At 60.3% G+C, this 16,712-nt stretch carries 17 protein-coding genes and 3 pseudogenes; 1 reads left to right on the top strand and 19 read right to left on the bottom strand.

All coding sequences use genetic code 11. From position 1 onward, the window contains the following. Positions 1-536: 536 nt before the first annotated feature. The 18 genes and pseudogenes from KHO33_RS40690 to KHO33_RS40605 form a co-directional block, all read right to left on the bottom strand. Positions 537-956 (bottom strand): helix-hairpin-helix domain-containing protein, encoded by a 420-nt coding sequence (locus KHO33_RS40690; protein ID WP_200568525.1) that lies wholly within the window; start codon positions 954-956, stop codon positions 537-539. A gap of 67 nt (positions 957-1,023) precedes the next feature. Further along, positions 1,024-1,284, bottom strand: coding sequence for a hypothetical protein (locus KHO33_RS40685; RefSeq protein WP_200568524.1), 261 nt, complete (start codon positions 1,282-1,284; stop codon positions 1,024-1,026). Positions 1,285-1,361: 77 nt separating this feature from the next. After that, positions 1,362-1,544: a hypothetical protein gene (locus KHO33_RS40680; protein WP_200568523.1), complete on the bottom strand. Its 183-nt coding sequence runs from the start codon at positions 1,542-1,544 to the stop codon at positions 1,362-1,364. A gap of 393 nt (positions 1,545-1,937) precedes the next feature. Beyond that, positions 1,938-2,144: pseudogene (locus KHO33_RS40675) on the bottom strand (tyrosine-type recombinase/integrase); the annotation flags it as partial. Positions 2,145-2,459: 315 nt separating this feature from the next. Then, positions 2,460-3,662: a proline dehydrogenase family protein gene (locus KHO33_RS40670; protein ID WP_328822835.1), complete on the bottom strand. Its 1,203-nt coding sequence runs from the start codon at positions 3,660-3,662 to the stop codon at positions 2,460-2,462. A gap of 247 nt (positions 3,663-3,909) precedes the next feature. After that, complete coding sequence (locus KHO33_RS40665; RefSeq protein ID WP_200568522.1) at positions 3,910-4,248, bottom strand: hypothetical protein; 339 nt, start codon at positions 4,246-4,248, stop codon at positions 3,910-3,912. Further along, the gene (locus KHO33_RS40660) at positions 4,242-4,727 is read right to left on the bottom strand and encodes a hypothetical protein (RefSeq protein WP_200568521.1); all 486 of its coding nucleotides are present in this window, start codon (positions 4,725-4,727) and stop codon (positions 4,242-4,244) included. Before KHO33_RS40660 ends, KHO33_RS40665 begins: the two co-directional genes overlap by 7 nt. 46 nt (positions 4,728-4,773) lie before the next feature. Further along, positions 4,774-5,391, bottom strand: coding sequence for a hypothetical protein (locus KHO33_RS40655; RefSeq protein WP_211629303.1), 618 nt, complete (start codon positions 5,389-5,391; stop codon positions 4,774-4,776). Positions 5,392-5,483: 92 nt separating this feature from the next. Next, positions 5,484-6,680, bottom strand: coding sequence for a sterol desaturase family protein (locus KHO33_RS40650; RefSeq protein ID WP_200568450.1), 1,197 nt, complete (start codon positions 6,678-6,680; stop codon positions 5,484-5,486). Positions 6,681-6,848: 168 nt separating this feature from the next. Then, entirely contained in the window at positions 6,849-7,196 is a 348-nt protein-coding gene (locus tag KHO33_RS40645; protein ID WP_200568451.1) for a hypothetical protein, read from the bottom strand. Positions 7,197-7,777: 581 nt separating this feature from the next. Further along, positions 7,778-8,074, bottom strand: a complete 297-nt coding sequence (locus KHO33_RS40640) for a hypothetical protein (protein ID WP_200568452.1) — start codon at positions 8,072-8,074, stop codon at positions 7,778-7,780. A 90-nt stretch (positions 8,075-8,164) separates the two neighbouring features. Then, positions 8,165-8,500, bottom strand: a complete 336-nt coding sequence (locus KHO33_RS40635) for a hypothetical protein (protein WP_200568453.1) — start codon at positions 8,498-8,500, stop codon at positions 8,165-8,167. Positions 8,501-8,852: 352 nt separating this feature from the next. Then, complete coding sequence (locus KHO33_RS40630; RefSeq protein ID WP_200568344.1) at positions 8,853-9,164, bottom strand: H-NS histone family protein; 312 nt, start codon at positions 9,162-9,164, stop codon at positions 8,853-8,855. A 294-nt stretch (positions 9,165-9,458) separates the two neighbouring features. Next, positions 9,459-10,130 carry a DUF799 domain-containing protein gene (locus KHO33_RS40625; protein WP_200568454.1) on the bottom strand — a complete coding sequence of 224 codons (672 nt, stop codon included), beginning with the start codon at positions 10,128-10,130 and terminating at the stop codon, positions 9,459-9,461. Positions 10,131-10,140: 10 nt separating this feature from the next. Further along, positions 10,141-10,515 carry a DUF4810 domain-containing protein gene (locus tag KHO33_RS40620; protein WP_200568455.1) on the bottom strand — a complete coding sequence of 125 codons (375 nt, stop codon included), beginning with the start codon at positions 10,513-10,515 and terminating at the stop codon, positions 10,141-10,143. Between the two features lie 43 nt (positions 10,516-10,558). Next, positions 10,559-11,236, bottom strand: coding sequence for a CsgG/HfaB family protein (locus KHO33_RS40615; protein ID WP_200568456.1), 678 nt, complete (start codon positions 11,234-11,236; stop codon positions 10,559-10,561). A 100-nt stretch (positions 11,237-11,336) separates the two neighbouring features. Continuing rightward, positions 11,337-13,100, bottom strand: a pseudogene (locus KHO33_RS40610) (ShlB/FhaC/HecB family hemolysin secretion/activation protein). A gap of 31 nt (positions 13,101-13,131) precedes the next feature. Then, positions 13,132-13,641, bottom strand: coding sequence for an OmpW/AlkL family protein (locus KHO33_RS40605; RefSeq protein WP_200568457.1), 510 nt, complete (start codon positions 13,639-13,641; stop codon positions 13,132-13,134). Between the two features lie 954 nt (positions 13,642-14,595). Between KHO33_RS40605 and KHO33_RS40600 the strand changes: the two are divergent. Then, a pseudogene (locus KHO33_RS40600) lies at positions 14,596-15,532 on the top strand (IS5 family transposase). 8 nt (positions 15,533-15,540) lie between these two features. On the opposite strand, the gene KHO33_RS40595 reads toward KHO33_RS40600, so the two are convergent. After that, positions 15,541-15,765: a hypothetical protein gene (locus KHO33_RS40595; RefSeq protein WP_200568458.1), complete on the bottom strand. Its 225-nt coding sequence runs from the start codon at positions 15,763-15,765 to the stop codon at positions 15,541-15,543. Between the last annotated feature and the right edge of the window lie 947 nt (positions 15,766-16,712).

The following is a 16,712-nucleotide window of genomic DNA, read 5'->3' as shown; positions in this document are numbered from 1 at the left end:
TTGGCGGTGGGATTCACGCCTAATAAACATACGATTTCACGTATTGAACTGATCATTTCATGCCGTGTGCGCGGCCGTCTATCGGATAGTTTTACCTACGGGATACCCCTCCCATATCCGAATAGTCTGACGAAATACCCGATTGCCTGCGTGACAGGAAGATATAAGATGTTGCGTGCGTCAGTGCATCCCAGCGCGGCGTGTGTGTTTGGGCCGCCGCGTCGCGGCGGCCTTTTTTCCGTCTGGCCAGGCAGGACGGCCCGTACCGTGACCGGATGGCGACGAAAGGAGAGGACGTAGCGTGGCAGGCATTAACGCACGTCATGACCGGCACGGCTGTAGTTCGCGCAATCCTTCGTTTTCCAGGCGGGATCGAACAGCAGCGGATAACAGAACCATCCGTGCCTGATGCCGTGTTCGTTGCCGGTCATGGCGGGGTCCGGGTTCGCGCAGGCGATGTGGCAGTCGCCCGGCACGTCGCGCCGATGGATGCACGAATAGCATTCATCCTACATTGTCCGGGACATCGGCGGGCCTCACTCATCACGTAACGTGAGCGCTGCCCGTGCGAGCGCCATTTTCGCATGTTCGACCAGACCCGGTCCCAACCCGCCGAGCGTGAACAGTTCCGGCTCGCTGTAGCGCGCCAGGTCCCGCAGGGTGTGAATGCCGTGTTTCTCAAACGTGCGGAATCGCGGCACGCCCGCCAGCAGATCAACCAGTCGCGCGGAAGGCGCCAGTTCCGGTTCGGCTGCCCCTGGACGTAAGCCGTTAGTTATGCCAGGCTTCTCTGCCACCGGCGTCGCAGGCAACTCGACGCCCAGCTCCTTCATGTACGCGCACACAATCGCCTTGCAGTACGCATCCACTGACCCGGCCTGTTCCAGTCCGGTGCGCAGGATCGCGCGCAGCACTCGCGGGTCGGTGGCTTCAATGACCGGTTTGCGTTTCGCCATGATGGATGAACTCCTTTAACGTCAGCGCAAGCACGTTGCGCAGGTTGTGGTAGAACCCGTGTTCCCGCTATTTGACCCGTTTGATCCTGTAGACGCGCGTATCCTCAGCAGCATGGGCGTGACGGAACGCATGCCACAGGCGCAACTCATATTCGCGCGCGGGCTCGCGTCCGGTCACAATTGCAATGGCACGCTGGCAGATGCGGCGCGTCGATTTGTTGGCCTCTGGCCTGAACAGGAACTCACCGGGCTCCAGCTGCCCGATCTGCCAGGCGAGGGAGCCGATGACAAAATCGCGGGCATGCGCGTCGTCCTGTTCGTCACTCATGAAAGTGCTCCACATGCAACGCCCCTGTGAGGACTTCGGGCGCCGCCCATGCCGCCACAACCTCAACCAGCGACGCGCTAACCTTTCGTGCGCTTCTCATGGCCGTTTGCACTGAAGTCCGCCATGAACTGGCTCTGATCTTCGTCACCGGGCAGACCGATGCGGCGGAAGAAGTCCGCAAGGCGTTCAAGGCGGGCGTTGGCTTTCTTCGCGTAGTGCGCCGGTACTGGCTCGAAGCGTTTGATGAGTTTGCCCAGCACAAGGAGGCGCTACGGAAGCGCATGCACGAACCGATTCCAGTACAAGGGCATTGGCTCAGGCAGGTGGTTCGCGGATACGTTGCGTATCATGCGGTGCCCACCAACGCACGGGCACTCGTCGCATTCCGACATCACGTCACCGATCTATGGCGGCGCACGCTCCGGCGGCGCAGTCAGAAGGACGCCATGACGTGGGAGCGAATGAGACGAATCGTCAATGCCTGGCTTCCGCCCCCTCGAATCCTTCATCCTTGGCCTGATCGGCGCTTCGCCGTCAAACACCCGAGGTAGGAGCCCGGTGCCAAATGTGGCGCTTATCCATATGTGGCGCCGATCCTTCGTGCGCCGCTGAAATGGGCGGATTGTCAGATCGGCCACCACATATATTTCCGGCTATAGTCCACGCAGGAACTCCATCAATCCTGGCCGTTCTCGCCAAGGCTTGCTGGATTGGCCGCCATCAGCGGGAGCACAAGTGGCCAATGCCCTCGCTTTCGTTTCCAGATCAATTTCGGCGTAGATGTTCGTCGTGTTGATTGAGACGTGGCCCAGCCATCCGCGGATTGTGTTGATATCGACACCAGAGCGTAGCAGAGCCGTCGCGGTGGAATGGGGGCAATGTCTCCAACGACATTGGGCAGAGGGATTTTTAGTTACCGATTGCGGTGCGACTTATAAGGACTCGCTCAAAGGTTCGTAGCCGCAATCGCTAACCAAAAATCCCTCTGCCGTATGTGTTTGCCAACATACGGTGCCCGAATTGGGCACGCCGGGATCTGTGCGGGGGGTGCTCAGTAATGGGCATCCCTACCGCGATCCTCGACCCACAGCAGCCGGCCGGATTTCTCGAAAGCAGCCGTTCGAGCCGGGACCAACGATGTGGTCGGCCCTGGGCCAAGGGTCCTGCTGTAACTGCTAGCGAGCCCGAGCGTTACGAATCATCGCAGCCAGGATATATCCGGCAATTCGCGGATTCTCCTTGATTCGCCGGGTGCTGTAGCCATACCAATCATGACCGTATGGTACATAGACGCGGACGTTAAATCCTTGCGCAAGCAAAGCATCACGCTGCGGTTCGCACACGCCTAGCAACATCTGAAACTCGAATCGTGAGCGCTCAATCCGCTCGCGTTGCAGCCAGCTGGTCAGCGCATCGATCAATTGTGCGTCGTGCGTTGCAATGCCCACGAACGATCCCGCCTGTATTGCTCTCGATACGTGCCGAACGAAGTGCGCATTGATCGCGGTCCGATCCCTTGATGCACCGTCGACGAGATGCTCGTTTGCCTCGGCATAAATCCCCTTGCAAATGCGCATGCGGCTCTTGCGCGCCTGCAGAGGAACGATGTCGCCGCTCGTGCGCGTCAAATAGGCTTGCAGCGCGATTCCGACTGGATAACCATCGGCTTCGAGTCTCAGGAACGCGTCGAGTGTTTTCTGGGTGCAACTGATGTCTTCCATGTCGATGCACGCGCTGATTCCGTGCGACGCGGCCGCTCGCAAGATCATTGAGACTCGTGCCATGCACGCGTCTTCGTCGAGATGCAGTCCGAGGGCAGTGAGTTTTATCGACAGCTCGGTACGTTCATTTGCTGCACCGAGCGCCTGGACGAGATCGAGATAATCGCGAGCCATCGACTCCGCCTGATCGGACGACGACGCAGTCTCGCCCAGCACATCGACGGTTGTACGGAAGCCTGCTGCGTGGAGCGCGTGGATGCGCGTGCGAGCCTCGCAGAGTGTTTCGCCGGCGATATAGCGGCGGGAGATCTTACGGATTAGCGAACGGGGAACGAGCGGGATGGCGCGAGCGGCCATCGTATTGAGAATACGCATGTTGTGGTCTCGTGAAAACGCGGTCGCACGAATCTGGGTATGAAAAGTCGATTCGAGCGACTTCACCGGACTGCCATTCACAACAGGTCCGGGACGAATGCCAAAGTGGATGCAATTACTGCATCGGCACAGGCTTTCAGTGCGTTTTCGAGGGAGGCCAGGCAGCTGCGTACATTGTTTGAGTCGAAGTTTATGCGATCGATTGCGAAGTGGCTCAAAGCCAGCTTTCGTCACTTCAGTCAGGCAATGCGATCGTAGCATAAGCGAACGAGCGCCGGTCATCCGTTGTTGGCCGATCCCGGTCCGGCAATGACCGGCTCGGATCGTTTAGGGTTGTTCGACGCCTGCCATCGTCCGCAGGAATGTGAGTGCGCCACCGTGCGTTGCTGGCAGGCGTCGAACAACCCTAAACGCACACGGCCCTTTCGTTCCTATCTATCCGCCACTCTTGCGAGATTTGAATGCAGCATTGCCAGGCGCAATCTTGCGCCGGTTGATCGCTGAACAGCGCGTTCTGAAATCAGCCCAGTCATACGCGCTGCGCCACCGCCAACCGGGCCAGCATTTCCTCAAGCGCCCAGTCGGGGAAATGCTGCAGCGCCTCCTGCGCAAGCTCAAACGTCAGGCCACACGCATTGTCCCCCACGTGGCTAGCGATCAAATCAACGTCGCGTCCGAATCCGTAGAAACGCGCCGCCTCATCCAAGATCTGCGTGACCACGCGTCGCATCGTGGCCCGCCCCGCAGTCGACACCTCATACTGCTCGCCAAAGGCTTTCGACGCCACCATATGCAGCGGAAATTCGGCCCGCGCCCTCATGTCATGTCGCAGGCGCGTCTTCGCGCCGCCATCCTGAAGCCTCAACATTTTTGCTCCTCATCTTCATCTGGTCCGCCCGGACCGATGGGCGACCAGTCGTCGCTTCGCAGGAACCGCTGCAGACGCTCCCAGGCCACGATGTACCGGTGCGACGGCATCGACGCCAACTGCTGGTCATGCAATGCGAGGATATGCTCGAGCACCCGATGATCCTCTTCGGGCAGCGTCCATCCCTGATGCTGGTGTGCCCTTATCCGGCCTCGCGCCAACACGGCTTCGGCTTCACGGAACACATCGAGATCCCGCTCAGCGTCTGCCGCATCACGCATGAACCAGCTGAGATAGAGAACCCGCAGCAGGTTCATTGCCACTTCCATGCTGCCGTGACCGCCGCGTATCGCCGCCAGAAAAAGATGGTTTTCCAGAGACAGCGCGCGCACCCTCGCGACAGGCAGGGGCAGCAGCATATCCTTGGTCAGCGGCTTGCGGGTGGGCTTGCTTACGGTGCGACGGGAGGTACGGGCCATGAATGCATTGACGGTGTTGATGTACGGATAGTGTCAAAAGGACTGCTCAGTAAAGGTCGGTGCGTCTGCGGGGCTTCCCTGCCTGAAAAAAAGAATACCCTAATGCGATGTCGGTGATCAGGCGGACGACCACCGCAGGTATCGCAATCAGGCAATGAATGATCATGGCCGCGATCGAGTAGCCCGCAAACTCAATCGCGCGCACCGGCGTGGGCAACCTCTCTTTCCGCCCATGAAGGAAGGTGGCCCGAAGATCCGCGAGATCTTTCCAGTGGCCCTGATCTACCGACGTGCGAACCCTTGCCGGATACAGGTTCCGGCTCGCACAGCTACTTTCGAACGCCATCCACATCCGCTTCGGCTTTAATACAAGCCCCGTCGACAGCGCGATGAGATTCATGACGTCAAGGGTCGGCGAAACAAACACCGATCCGGTTCCAAGCTCCCAGGCGCTGACCTCGCCCTCTCCGATACGGCCGACACTGTAGCCAGTGATGAGATGGTGAAGGTCATGGTATTTCAGATAGCGGTGCCGTACCTCAATGTTGGGCAACGGCGCCAGCATGCAGCCCGTGAAAACGGGTACCATCCGCGGCCTTGAACCGACGACCGGCCCGAAGCCGCTTCTGCGGTAAAAATCGGCGAGTTCTTCATCAAGCCCCATAAGTCATTTCCATAAAGGGGAGCGGGAGACACCTGTGCTGTACTTTCGCATTTGCGATGGCATGGTGGCGCAGACAGGCGAGCGGGGGATCATCACCTGCGAAACGGAAAGCGCTGCTGCCGGATGAAACCGTCCGGTACGTAGTCGCCAACCACGCCGTACTCTTGTGGGAACTGCTTCGATGATTTCACGGCTGTGCCGAACAGATAGTCGATGAACGCAAAGTGCGCCGCGTAGTTGCGGTCGATCGCTTCGTCTTCCGACGAATGGTGCCAGTGATGGAAATCCGGCGTGACAAGTACGTACTTCAGCGGCCCCCACGGCAGGTGGACGTTCGCATGATTGAAGACTGCCTGGAAACCGACAATGATGATGTAGGTGTTGATGACGGTCTGGTCGAAGCCCAGGACAAACAGCGGGCCGAGCACGCAGACCCGGGTACAGACCAGTTCCAGGATATGTTGTCGCGAACCGGCCAGCCAGTCCATCGTCCTGACGCTGTGATGTACCGCGTGAAAACGCCAGAGAAATGGTACCTCGTGATAGGCGCGGTGAGTTGCGTACTCCATCAGGTCGGCGACGAGCATGCATAACAGAAGCTGGGGAAAGAACCAGATATGCTGCACCGTCTGCTGGAATCCGGCGTTGACGAGCCATCCAAAAACGTGATGGATCAGGAAATTCACCACCAGCAACACCAGTCCGACGATGAAGTGGTTGACCGCGAAGTGGACCATGTCGGTCTGCCAGTCCTCGCGAAAGACCGGCTGCGTCCGGTAGAGGGGAAACAGCTTCTCCAGCAGCACAAAGATGGTCGTCGATCCAAGCAGGTCGAGAATGAACCAGTCGAGCCCGATATAGGGTGTGTGATCGGGAAAATCTCCGACCGGCACACGCGAGCCGCCGAGCGCCACGGCGAGGACGACCATCGCGAAGGCCAGGCCGTTCAGCCGGCGCCGGTTACCCAGCACGATGCTGGTGAGCGCGAGCGCGCCAGCGATCAGCAGGGAAGCAAAAAGGATCTGCCGCAGGATGTCGGCCGAATAGGCATGGCGCAATTCCGGCGTTGTCAGGTACTGCGGGAAATGAAAGGCCACTACCGCCAGCAGGCACAGGAAGCTCAGGACGGTCGCGAGAATGGTTGCAATCAGGCCGTGCCCGAATGTGAGGCTGCCACTGCTCGCTAGCAGCTTGCCTGTATCGTGCACCGTTGACTCGGCGACTTGAATGACGGCCGGCGGACGCCGCCGTTCCTCGGTATTCACGGGGGATTGCTTACGATTGTTCATCCTGGTTTCGGCAAAAAAGACACGATCCTTGTTGACATGCAACGTTGTAAGGAGGGTATTAATGGCCCCGGTGCGCCGCGATTTTCGCATGGCGCGCGAAGGTCTCCTCGCCGGAACCGCGCGTGCGCTGGGCAGCAACGTTCTGGTTCGTCACTTCACTCATACGGTTCACTGTCTGTCGCCGTTGCCGTTCGCGCTGCCCGACAGAGGCCCGCGGGTCGCCATGCACGTGTCGCGGAAGCGGCGCATCGCCGCGTCGTAGCCCTGAAGCACGCCCTTCGGCAGCGTGTTCTGTACCGCCCACTCACGTTCGCGGCGGATGTCCTCTTCGGTCCGCAGGCGATAGGCCGCCAGCCTGCCGTCGCGCGACTCTTTCACCGTGCCCTTCGCCACGCACGCCGACAGTATGCGCTGAGCTTCGGGAGGGCCGATGCCGATGAGCCGGGCGATCTGCACCGAGGTGTACAACGTGCCCGGCACGCATGCATTCCAGGGTCTCTTTTCGGATTTCGTCATGTCTGTCCCGTTACCTTGCCCGCTTTCCTTGCTGCTGGAAGTCCATTCGTTATGGGGGATTTTACCGGCCGGTACTTGCGCTTCGACTTTTCGTGTAGGCACTGCGACAGGTGAGCGCACTGCGCACACCCGTGACCCCTGCGTATACTGGCAGGGCATGCCCACCACGCGTGCCCCCGGTCGCACAGCCACTCCAGTTTGTGCTCCCTCGACACATAGGCGCCGGACAGACACTCGCCGCCACGCAAGCGGGCCAGCGCCTGCATGTCGGCAAGGGTGTACCGGCGCCGGTGGGGTGAGCACGACGGACACCACCGGCCCTGCGTGACGCTCCCGGGTATGGCCTGCCAGATGTGTCCCTGGGCACACTGCCAGCGAAGTTTGTCGCGAAAACTGGCGTAGCGGGTCGACAGGCATTGCCCGCCCCGCGACTGCGCAACGGCCCGCATTTCGGTGAGCCATTGATGCTCGCGCTGCGCCGAAGCACAGACCGGGCACCAGCGATCGTCTGTTTTCGCGCTGGCTGGCGTCGCTTCCCAACGGTGCCCGTCGGCGCATTGACATCGCCGCCGCGAGATGACTCAGTCGGGGCGATCAGTCCGGTTCCGCCTGAAGCTCACGCGATTCACATGTAGCTGGTCGAGCAGTCCCCAGGCGCTCACCAGCGCAGCCAGGCCAATCACCCATCCCGCCCACGGTTCAGTTGCGGGCAGCGCCGACGCGCATGCGGCACCAATCGCGATTGCGGCGACCAGCGCGAACAGATACAGCCTGCGCGGTGCGCCGCCGCACAGTTTCGTCTGGCAACCGGGACAGTACCCGGCGGCGCGGGGGACGGGTGTTTCGCAGTGGGTGCATGGATGGTGCGTCCGGTTCATCGTGTCTCTCGCTATTACGGGTTTGAAAACGATTCGCTGGCCCGGCTGATGGCGTCAGCGTGTACCGTGCAGTTGCCCTTAGCCTGAGGCTCAGGCTTTAGGGACACGAGCCCGGGTGGACAGGCACAGATCCTGAAAGTGACGATTTGCTAAGTCGTACCCCTGGAAAATCCCGCGCGGGAGCGCCCATTGACTACCCTGGTTGCTCGCGAGTTCATCTGCCGAAGGCAACCAGTAGACATCACGCTTGCCAGCGATCGTCTTTCTGAGCACCCCTCTCACGAAGTATTCCGCCAGCACCAGTTGCATGGTTGGCATCCCTGTGCCGACCAGTCTGGCGAGCTGGTGAACGCTGTATCGGATACCGGGCGTCATCCGCGCCAGCACGATCGCCCGGGTCACCACTCGCTGGTTCGTTATCGTCATTTCATACCTCCTGTGGCAAGCAATGGTCCGCTGCCTGTCGATGCTCTATCCTGCCTGGAGCGAATAGGGTGCGGGGCTCATTGGCAAACGCTGCGATCGGATCGGATACCGCCGGGTGCGCTCTCAGGTGCACAGCGGCCCGATTGCCCGACGATGTATCAGCCTTGCACCTGAGCGCATATTTTCCGCAGGCTTGGGTCAAAGGGCCACGGCGCGAGGCGAGGCGAGCCTGATCGCCCTGACGATCGGTAAGCCACTCTTCCCGGTACGCGGCGAATACGCTGGCGTGGGGGAGCAGGAGCGCGACAATAAAAAGCGCGGCGAACTTGCGTCGTGTCGGCATGTGTTTCGTTCAGGTGGTCGTTAATGAGGGTAGCGCATCGATCCGGTACGCCTGCCGGTCGCGGCCCGCGAGCCAACGGGGCGGCCTGCCGCGTCCGGACCAGGTCGCACCCGAAACGGGATCGCGATACCGGGGTGCGAGCTGGCTGGCCGGCACCCGGTGACGGCCACGCCGCTCATCCAGTTCCGCCGCGGTAATGCCGTACTCCGTCATCTGATTCCTGATCTGTTCGATCGCGGCCCGTCGTTCCGCGGCTCGGGCTGCCGCGATGTCCGCATCGAGCTGGGCTCGCTGCGCCAGCAGTTGTAGATATGAACTCACCACGGGAATATCCTTTTCTGAACAGGGTTAAATTTGCACACGTATCACAACGAGGCTTCGGTCATGGCGCGGGGAGACACCGCTGCATCATCTTCTGCCGGGCAATCAGGCGACGGCCTGAAGATGGCCATATCCAGAACTGCACAGTCAACTGGAATCCGGGCATCGCGTGCGCGGTCGGAAAACCCGACGGCTTGTACAGCGGTGTGCCGGCGAACAGGTCCCATGTGAACGCGCCGTATTTCGCCGGCATACTGCCACGCACGCCGACGAGCGGCGTGCCCGGCGGGCACGTCAGTCGGTCCCGTACTTCGGCGAACGGGGCCCGTACAGCAGGCCATTTGGAGGCCCGGCATTCAGCAGTCGGCTACTCGTGAGCGCAGCCACATCGTGGGTCTCATCGGTCAATGTATGCGCGACCTGCTTCACTGCCGCCTGCACCAGCGCGCCGACCAAGCCGAAGCCCACATTAACGTTCCCGCCGAGTTCCTTGCCGGTCGCGCGCCCGATGCCCTCCCACAGCACGTCGCCCGTTTTCAGGTCGACGAGCTTTGCCGACGCAGCAACGACCGTCGTACTGTCGACAATCTGGTACACGGAGCCATATTGCGTGACCTTCGGATACAGAGCCGCGTCGGCTCCGAAGATTTCGCGAAGCTTCACCGGAGAAACCGATTGGATGTCGGCCGGGGTCGTCAGGCCGTTATGTCTGAACGTCTCGTCCATCACTGCAACCGGCACAACGTAATAACCGGCCTCGGCCAGCGGCATCGTCAGCTGCGACAGTACCCCGTACGTCGCGTGAGCATCCGCCGTTTCGTTAGCCGGTGGCAGGACGAGAATCGATCGCGGCCGGCTGTTCTTGAAGGCCGTGTAGTCGACGTGCTGCACGGGCGCTACGCACGCGGCGAGCAGCGCTACCATCGACAGCGCCGCCCCGAGTTTCAGGGAAAGGAATTTGAACATGGCTGGGTGCTCAGAGTGGTTTTGACTTTTTCTTCATCAGGAAGTCCATGTATGCGGATGACTCAGGGAACAGTTCCTTCTCGGCCTCAAATTCCTGCATGGCCTGCCCGTTCTTGCCGACGCTCGCATAGAGCATCCCGAGTTGCGCCTGAAAACCCGGCGGCGGCATCTTGCCCTTGGCACGAATCTGCTGGAGCGACTTCTCCAGCGCATCGATCTGCTCTTCGGGCCCCTTTTGCCCCTTGAAGTATTCGTACACCTGGGGCTGGTAGGCGTCCCATTGATAGAGTGAGGAATCTTGCCTTGCCGCACATCCTGCCAGGAACATGCTGGCCGCTATAAGCGGCACCAGCGTACCGGCTTTGAGCTTGCTGTTTCGCTTCATGATTCGATTAGTCTGGTGTCTGGTTACGTGTGTCTGCATAGGGTTATTTCGCCTGCGTCAGCGCCCCCGCATCAACCTGTGCGGAGAGCCGGTTCACAGCTTCCTGAATGGCGAGCGTCAGCACCTTGCCATTCAGTGTCGAGTCGTAGCCTGCAGTACCGCCAAACCCGATCACTTCGCGGTTGGACAGACTATATTCACCTGCTCCCTGGCTCGACAACAGCACTTCGGACGTCGTCGTGTTGACGATGTTCAGATTTACCTTCGCGTAGGCCACCTGGCTTTTACCCCGTCCCAGGATGCCGAACAGTTGCTGGTCGCCGACTTCTTTGCGGCCGAATTCGGTCACGTCGCCTGTCACGACGAAATTGGCACCCTTGAGGGTCTGCCCTTTCTTCATGAATGTCGCCTCCTGCCGGATCTCATCCAGATTGTCGCGATCCAGCACATTGAAGCGACCGCTTTCCTGCAGCGAGGTAAGAAGGATGGTTTTTGCCTGGCCGCCCATGCGGTCAATGCCATCATTGAAGATGCCCCGCATGTAGCTTGAGCGGTTGTCGAACTTGCCCACGGCGATCTCGATTCGCCTGCCGGCATATGGTGTCTGGGCACTGCTGATCGGCGGGACCGGCAAGGGGTGAGACGCCTCGGTGGCGCATCCCGCAACACCCGCCCCGATCGCCAGCGCGGCCAGCAGTCCATGAGTTCTGGATAACCTCAAAATTTCACCTCTTCTTCACAAACGACAAGGTTGGAAAATGTCGTCGGGCAACGGGCAGTTACCGCAAGCGACGTGATACACACTCCGGGGATGGTGCATGTCAGAACTGTGCGGTCAACTGGAAGCCGACCGTCACGCGTGCCGTTGAAGCCCGAAGGCTTGTAGAGCGGGGTGCCTGCGAACAGGTCATACGCGAACGCGCCGTATTTCGCCGGGACGCTGCCGCGCACACCAATGACCGCGCCCGCTTAGCTGCGTGCCCACCAGAAACGAGGTGTTCGGCCCGAACACGTGACCATAGTCGATCCCTGCATACAACGACTGTCCGCTCTGGCCGATGGGCATCTGCAGTTCGTTGCGCCAATAAAAGCCCTTTTCTGCCGCGAGCATCGTCTCGCCGTCGAAGCCGCGCACCGTGTAGTGGCCGCCGATCGTCAGGTCATCGATATAGAACAGCGTGTCATTGGTGAACTGGCCGTGCACGGTCGTCACATAGCGCAGATTTTGCTTCGCGATTACAAACGGCACCGACAGGTTTGCATCGAGCACCGCCATGTGAAAGCGGTAAGTCGGGCCAGTGGAGTACGGGTCGGGCGTTGCTCCGAATTCGTTGATACCCTGGCGGTATGCGCGCGTGCCGTCGAACTGTGCATTACCGAAATAATGACGGTTGGTCAGTCCCGCCTCGACGAATGTGTTGTCGCGCTTCTGCTGCGGGATATCGGTGTCATCGATGAAACTGTCGCCGAAGCGTTTCGTCAACTGGAACTCCACACCCGAGATGTTGTTCTGGCTACGACTGATCACGCGTTGCAGTTTCAGGCCCGCCGTCTGTGAATTCCCGCTTGATACGAAGGTCTGGTTCACGCCAGCGATCTGCTGGTAATAGGTGTTCGTGTTGCCGGACAGGGTCGCCGTCCAGTAGCCCCACGGCACCGAATACGAACCGTTGAAACCGTGCGAGCCGAGTCCCTTGTCGTCGAGCTCCAGATCCTGGATTGCGCCGAGCGTGAAAATGTCGTTCAGCCCGAGCGGGTTGTCGATGCCGAGACTCACATTACCTTGGAGCTTGCCGGTTGCCCGGCTGCCCGAGTTATCGACCGAAGCAACGACACTCCACGGCTTGACGCGCTTCATCGTAATCACGACATCGCTCTCGCCTGGCGTATCGGTCGGCTCAATCTTCATGCCCACGTCCTGACTCGCGACGCGTTTCATCTGCTCCAGCCCCCTGTTCGAGGTCGCGCAGTTGAAGCAGATCGCCGGCCCGCGTCGGGAACGCGGTTCTCCAGGTTCCGCGTGTGGCCGGATCGGCGAACTTGAGTTGCCGGATCACGCCCGGCACCAGCGCGAGTTTCAGCGTGCCGGATGACAGGTCCTGCTCAGGCAGCAGCACGCGGGCCGTGAAGTATCCTCGGCTGAGGATCGACTGCTGCAGACCTTTGACGATCATGTCGAGTCCCTGCTTGCCGACGCATTGGCCGGTGTAAAAGGTCAGCCAGTCGCGCGCGAACGCGAAGCGGTCCTGCGGCGGTGCCGATGCGCCGCGCGCACGCACGACATGGGGCAGCATCGCCGGCACATCGAGCGCGAACGAATGGATCGCAAAGCAAGGCTGCTCAACCGGCAGGTCGGGCCAGCCTTCAGCATGCGGAACTGTCGAACGTACGCTGGGAGCCTGTACGGTCGACGCTCGTTGCTGCGCGTCGCGCTGCTGTTGGACCTGCTGGTTCTGCTCGGCGTTGGCGCGTGCCGCTGCTGCTGTGTCTGCGGGAGTCGGGGCCTGCTGCGCGTAGACAGCCTGACCTGTCCACGCGGTCGATGCTATCAACGGAAGGACGGACAGGGTCTTGCTCACCCGCATATATTGTTGTTTTGTCATACCTGTTTCGTTATCAAGACCGATAGCCAATGTCCGCGAAAGCTGTAATCGGATCAGCTGTGATGCGTGTTTTGTTGGTCAGTGTCGTCGTTCCATTGGACGCAACGGAACGGATCGTTGCTGTTGTCTTAAGTGGAAAGTAAATCCGCGAGGCCGTCGCATACCAGTGCTCAGAAAACGCATACGAAATGCCGCCTGCGATGACGGGATTCCAGGATGGGCTTAGCGATGACCTCACCGCTCCACCCGTACCCGCAAAACTCTGCGCGGCTTGAGAAGAATCTGGATTCAAACCGATGTTGGAATACCAGGTGTAGTTCACCCCTAGTGCGATAAAAGGACGCACTTGGGACTGCGAAGGACGAAAATAATACTTGATCAACGCGATTGCAGGCCACGCGCGCGCACTCGCAAGCGGCCGCAAGCCGCCGAGCGGAAGTTGTGGGCCGCTCGCGCCTAACGGCGCAGCATTCCCCTGAGCGTACATATTGAGCGTGGGCGGAGAGCCGAGTGCCGCTTCCAAGGCAATGTTATCGGTAAGAAAATGGGTAACCAGTAGTTCTACTGGTCAGCGCGTTATGGATCTCTGCGTTGGTTCCCGGAGAAGAGAAGGTCCCGACGGGCGAGTAACTCTCTAGCGGGGTGGCCGAAGAGTTCGCAAAATTCAACCAGGCGCCCCCAACTGTGACAAGAGTATCGCCGGCGCCTTGCGCTCGAACCACCTGACAATGACAAATGGCGGTGAAAGCGCATAGAACTATCGCAGCATGTTTTGCTATGGACCACAGTGCGAGCAGTGAGAGACGTACTCGATCACCGGGACCGGCATGGCCAACAGTCGGATCTCCCTGACTGGCCTTGCCGGCCCCGCTCGCCGTGTCGTCAACGGCGAGAAGCATCCCCCGCAGCCGGTAGGTCTGTTTGTTCATTCCTCATCCCGCAGCATTGTTAACAACGCTGCGGAATCTACCGGGAAGTGAGCAATCCAAAATGTCAAAAAATGAAAAATGACGCTATCGAACAACATTTATACAAATCAGTTTTGTCTGATTGCAGTGGCGGGCTTGCCGTGCGCTTGCATTAATGCAATGTTGTCGTGAACGGCGCAGTCTCGCATGCCTCGATAGCCAGGTCTTCCTGCGACAGTAGGCCAAGTCTGTGCAATACGTCGTCGTACAGGCCACGAAATATTGATGGCACCGAGGTTATAAGGCATCCGCCCGTTGCAGGTCGATGCAAAACAGTTTTACCGCTCGACGCCACTTCGCCATAACAACGGAAAGGAGCGCACCCTCGCCCCCGGTTTGTGTGGCGCGACGCTACGTGATTCTGATGTCTTTTGACGGACGGTCAAGACAGGCGTTGTTGCATAAATCCGGCTGCTCGGGGTAGGTTGACGTTTACGCGCAACAGACTGGACAGTACCGCTGTTAACTTCGTGTCGGACTGCGTAGATTCTCGCCTTTAGGGCGGAAAGATGCGCAAGGACGAATGCAAGACGAGTGAGCCGAAGGGCGTGTACCGCGTCAGGAACTGGCCGGAATACAACGCAGGCTTGATTGCACGAGGCGATGTGACGATGTGGATCGACCAGGGCGTACTGACGAACACCGCTGAATGCGGGGCACGCAAGCGCGGCCGGCCGTGCATCTATGCAGATGCGGCTATCCAGATGTTGCTCGGCTCAAGCAGGTTTTCCGCCTGCCGCTGCGAGCACTTCAGGGTTTCGCGCAAAGTCAGCGCGACCTCGCTTTCTCCGGGTTGCCAGTGCCCAACTGCGCGACACTGAGCCGCCGCGCGCAGAAACTGGAAGTTGTACTGCCCGCACCAAGCAGCGGCGAGCCCTTGCATCTGGTCGTCGACAGCACGGGGCTCAAGCTGTACGGCGAGGGTGAATGGAAGGTGCGCAAGCACGGTTATTCGAAGCGCCGTACCTGGCGCAAGGTGCATCTGGCGATGGATGCGAAGACTGGCCAGATATGCGCGGCGTTGATGACACATCAGGATGTGGACGATGCTAGCGTGCTGCCCGATCTGCTCTACCAGATTCCCGTCGATGTGCCGGTTGAAATCGTCGGCGGAGACGGCGCGTATGACACGAAGCAGGGCCATGCGGTGATAGCCGCGCGCGGTGCTCAACCCTCGGTTCCGCCGCGCGAAGGCGCGATGCCCTGGCCGGAGAACACGCCCGGCGCGGGCTGGCGCAACAAGGCGGGCGCGCTGAATGGAAGAAGTGCAGCGGCTACCACCGGCGCTCGCTCGTCGAAAACCTGATGTACCGGCTCAAGACGCTCACGGGCGATCGTCTGTGGGCGCGACGCATCGGTTCGCAGGCAACCGAAGTCGCGATTCGCGTGAGCGTGCTCAACCGTATGACCGCTCTCGCACGTCCGCAATCCGTTCGCATCGCCTGAATTCAGCATCAAAGGACCACCTTTGCCTTCAAATTCGATTTGTGCAACAACGGCGTCAAGACACGTAAAACTTCCCAGATGAAAAAAAACATCCCGCCTGAGACAGCGGACAGTGCGCAACCCGCCCCGGCCTCGCGTGAAAGAAGGTCAAAACCAAAGTCGGTCCGGCGGCCCGAGAGGGGTCTGGACAGCTGCGAAAAGCCGGTCACCGCCAGGAACATTGCGGCCGACATTCATCGGGTCATGGTGGCGGGCGAGCGTTACACGGTGGATCAGCTTTCGAAGCTGGTGGCGCACGGCCCCGCAAGCGTGCGCCACTGTCTTGCCGATGCAGTTGCGCGCGGCGTCGTGAGACGTTCGACGCAGGATGGCCGGATAGTTGTTTTCTGGAAGCGGACCGACCCGGAGTCGGAAGGTTCGGAGCGGGAGCAGGATCACAGGTCGCGGCTTGCGCAGACGCTGCAGGGCTACGACTCCTGCATGTCGCGTTTCCGGGAACTCTGTATGGCTACCCGGCGCGGTGATGTCCGTTCGTGCAATATCGCCGGGCCATCAACAATGCTCGCCGGAGGCGCGGGTGCCGGGACGCCCGATGTAGCCGGAGACGGGAAGCCGCCTGCGGTACGCTGACCACGTTCCCCCAAAGGTTCGCCGGCTCCTGCCGATACAGGCGGCATGGAAAATGAAAAAGATCAGCGTTTCGGCCTCGGCCATCCCCGATACGTGGAGTCCCAGGCCCTGGGCCTGGGCGTGGCAGCGATCCGGAAGGCAAAGGGGTTGTCCAATCCCGTTCATAACCGGTACGCCGGAGTTTGTCGCAGCAGAGGAAGCATTCCTGCGGGACGTGCTGCGCGCGTTGGGGGGCGATCCCGACGAACCTGAGCCGGACATCTTGGACCTTCTGCCGTCACCCTCGTGATCGCTGCTTCCATGCCGGCGCGCGTCGAGGCCGCCTGCACGGATGCACTGCCAGCCAGATGCGCTGGCCGGGACAGGGTAGTGTGCTGACGCGGTTCGCGCGAGCGCCCCCGGCAGCGTGTGTGTTGAGCCCGCCCTGGTGGCGGGCTCCTTTTTGGTGCGCCGAGCATGCGCAACAGCTTGGGGGTGGAAGTCCCCTGCCCAACCTGATGGTGGTGAAGGGCTAGTGAAACGCAAGGGCGTCGTCGCGAGGCGGGGTCTG

Origin of the sequence: Paraburkholderia nemoris, assembly GCF_905221015.1 — a bacterium.
In the GTDB taxonomy this organism is placed as follows: Bacteria; Pseudomonadota; Gammaproteobacteria; order Burkholderiales; family Burkholderiaceae; genus Paraburkholderia; species Paraburkholderia nemoris.
Note: the sequence above shows the minus strand (reverse complement) of the source record. Positions and strands in the feature narration are given on the sequence as shown.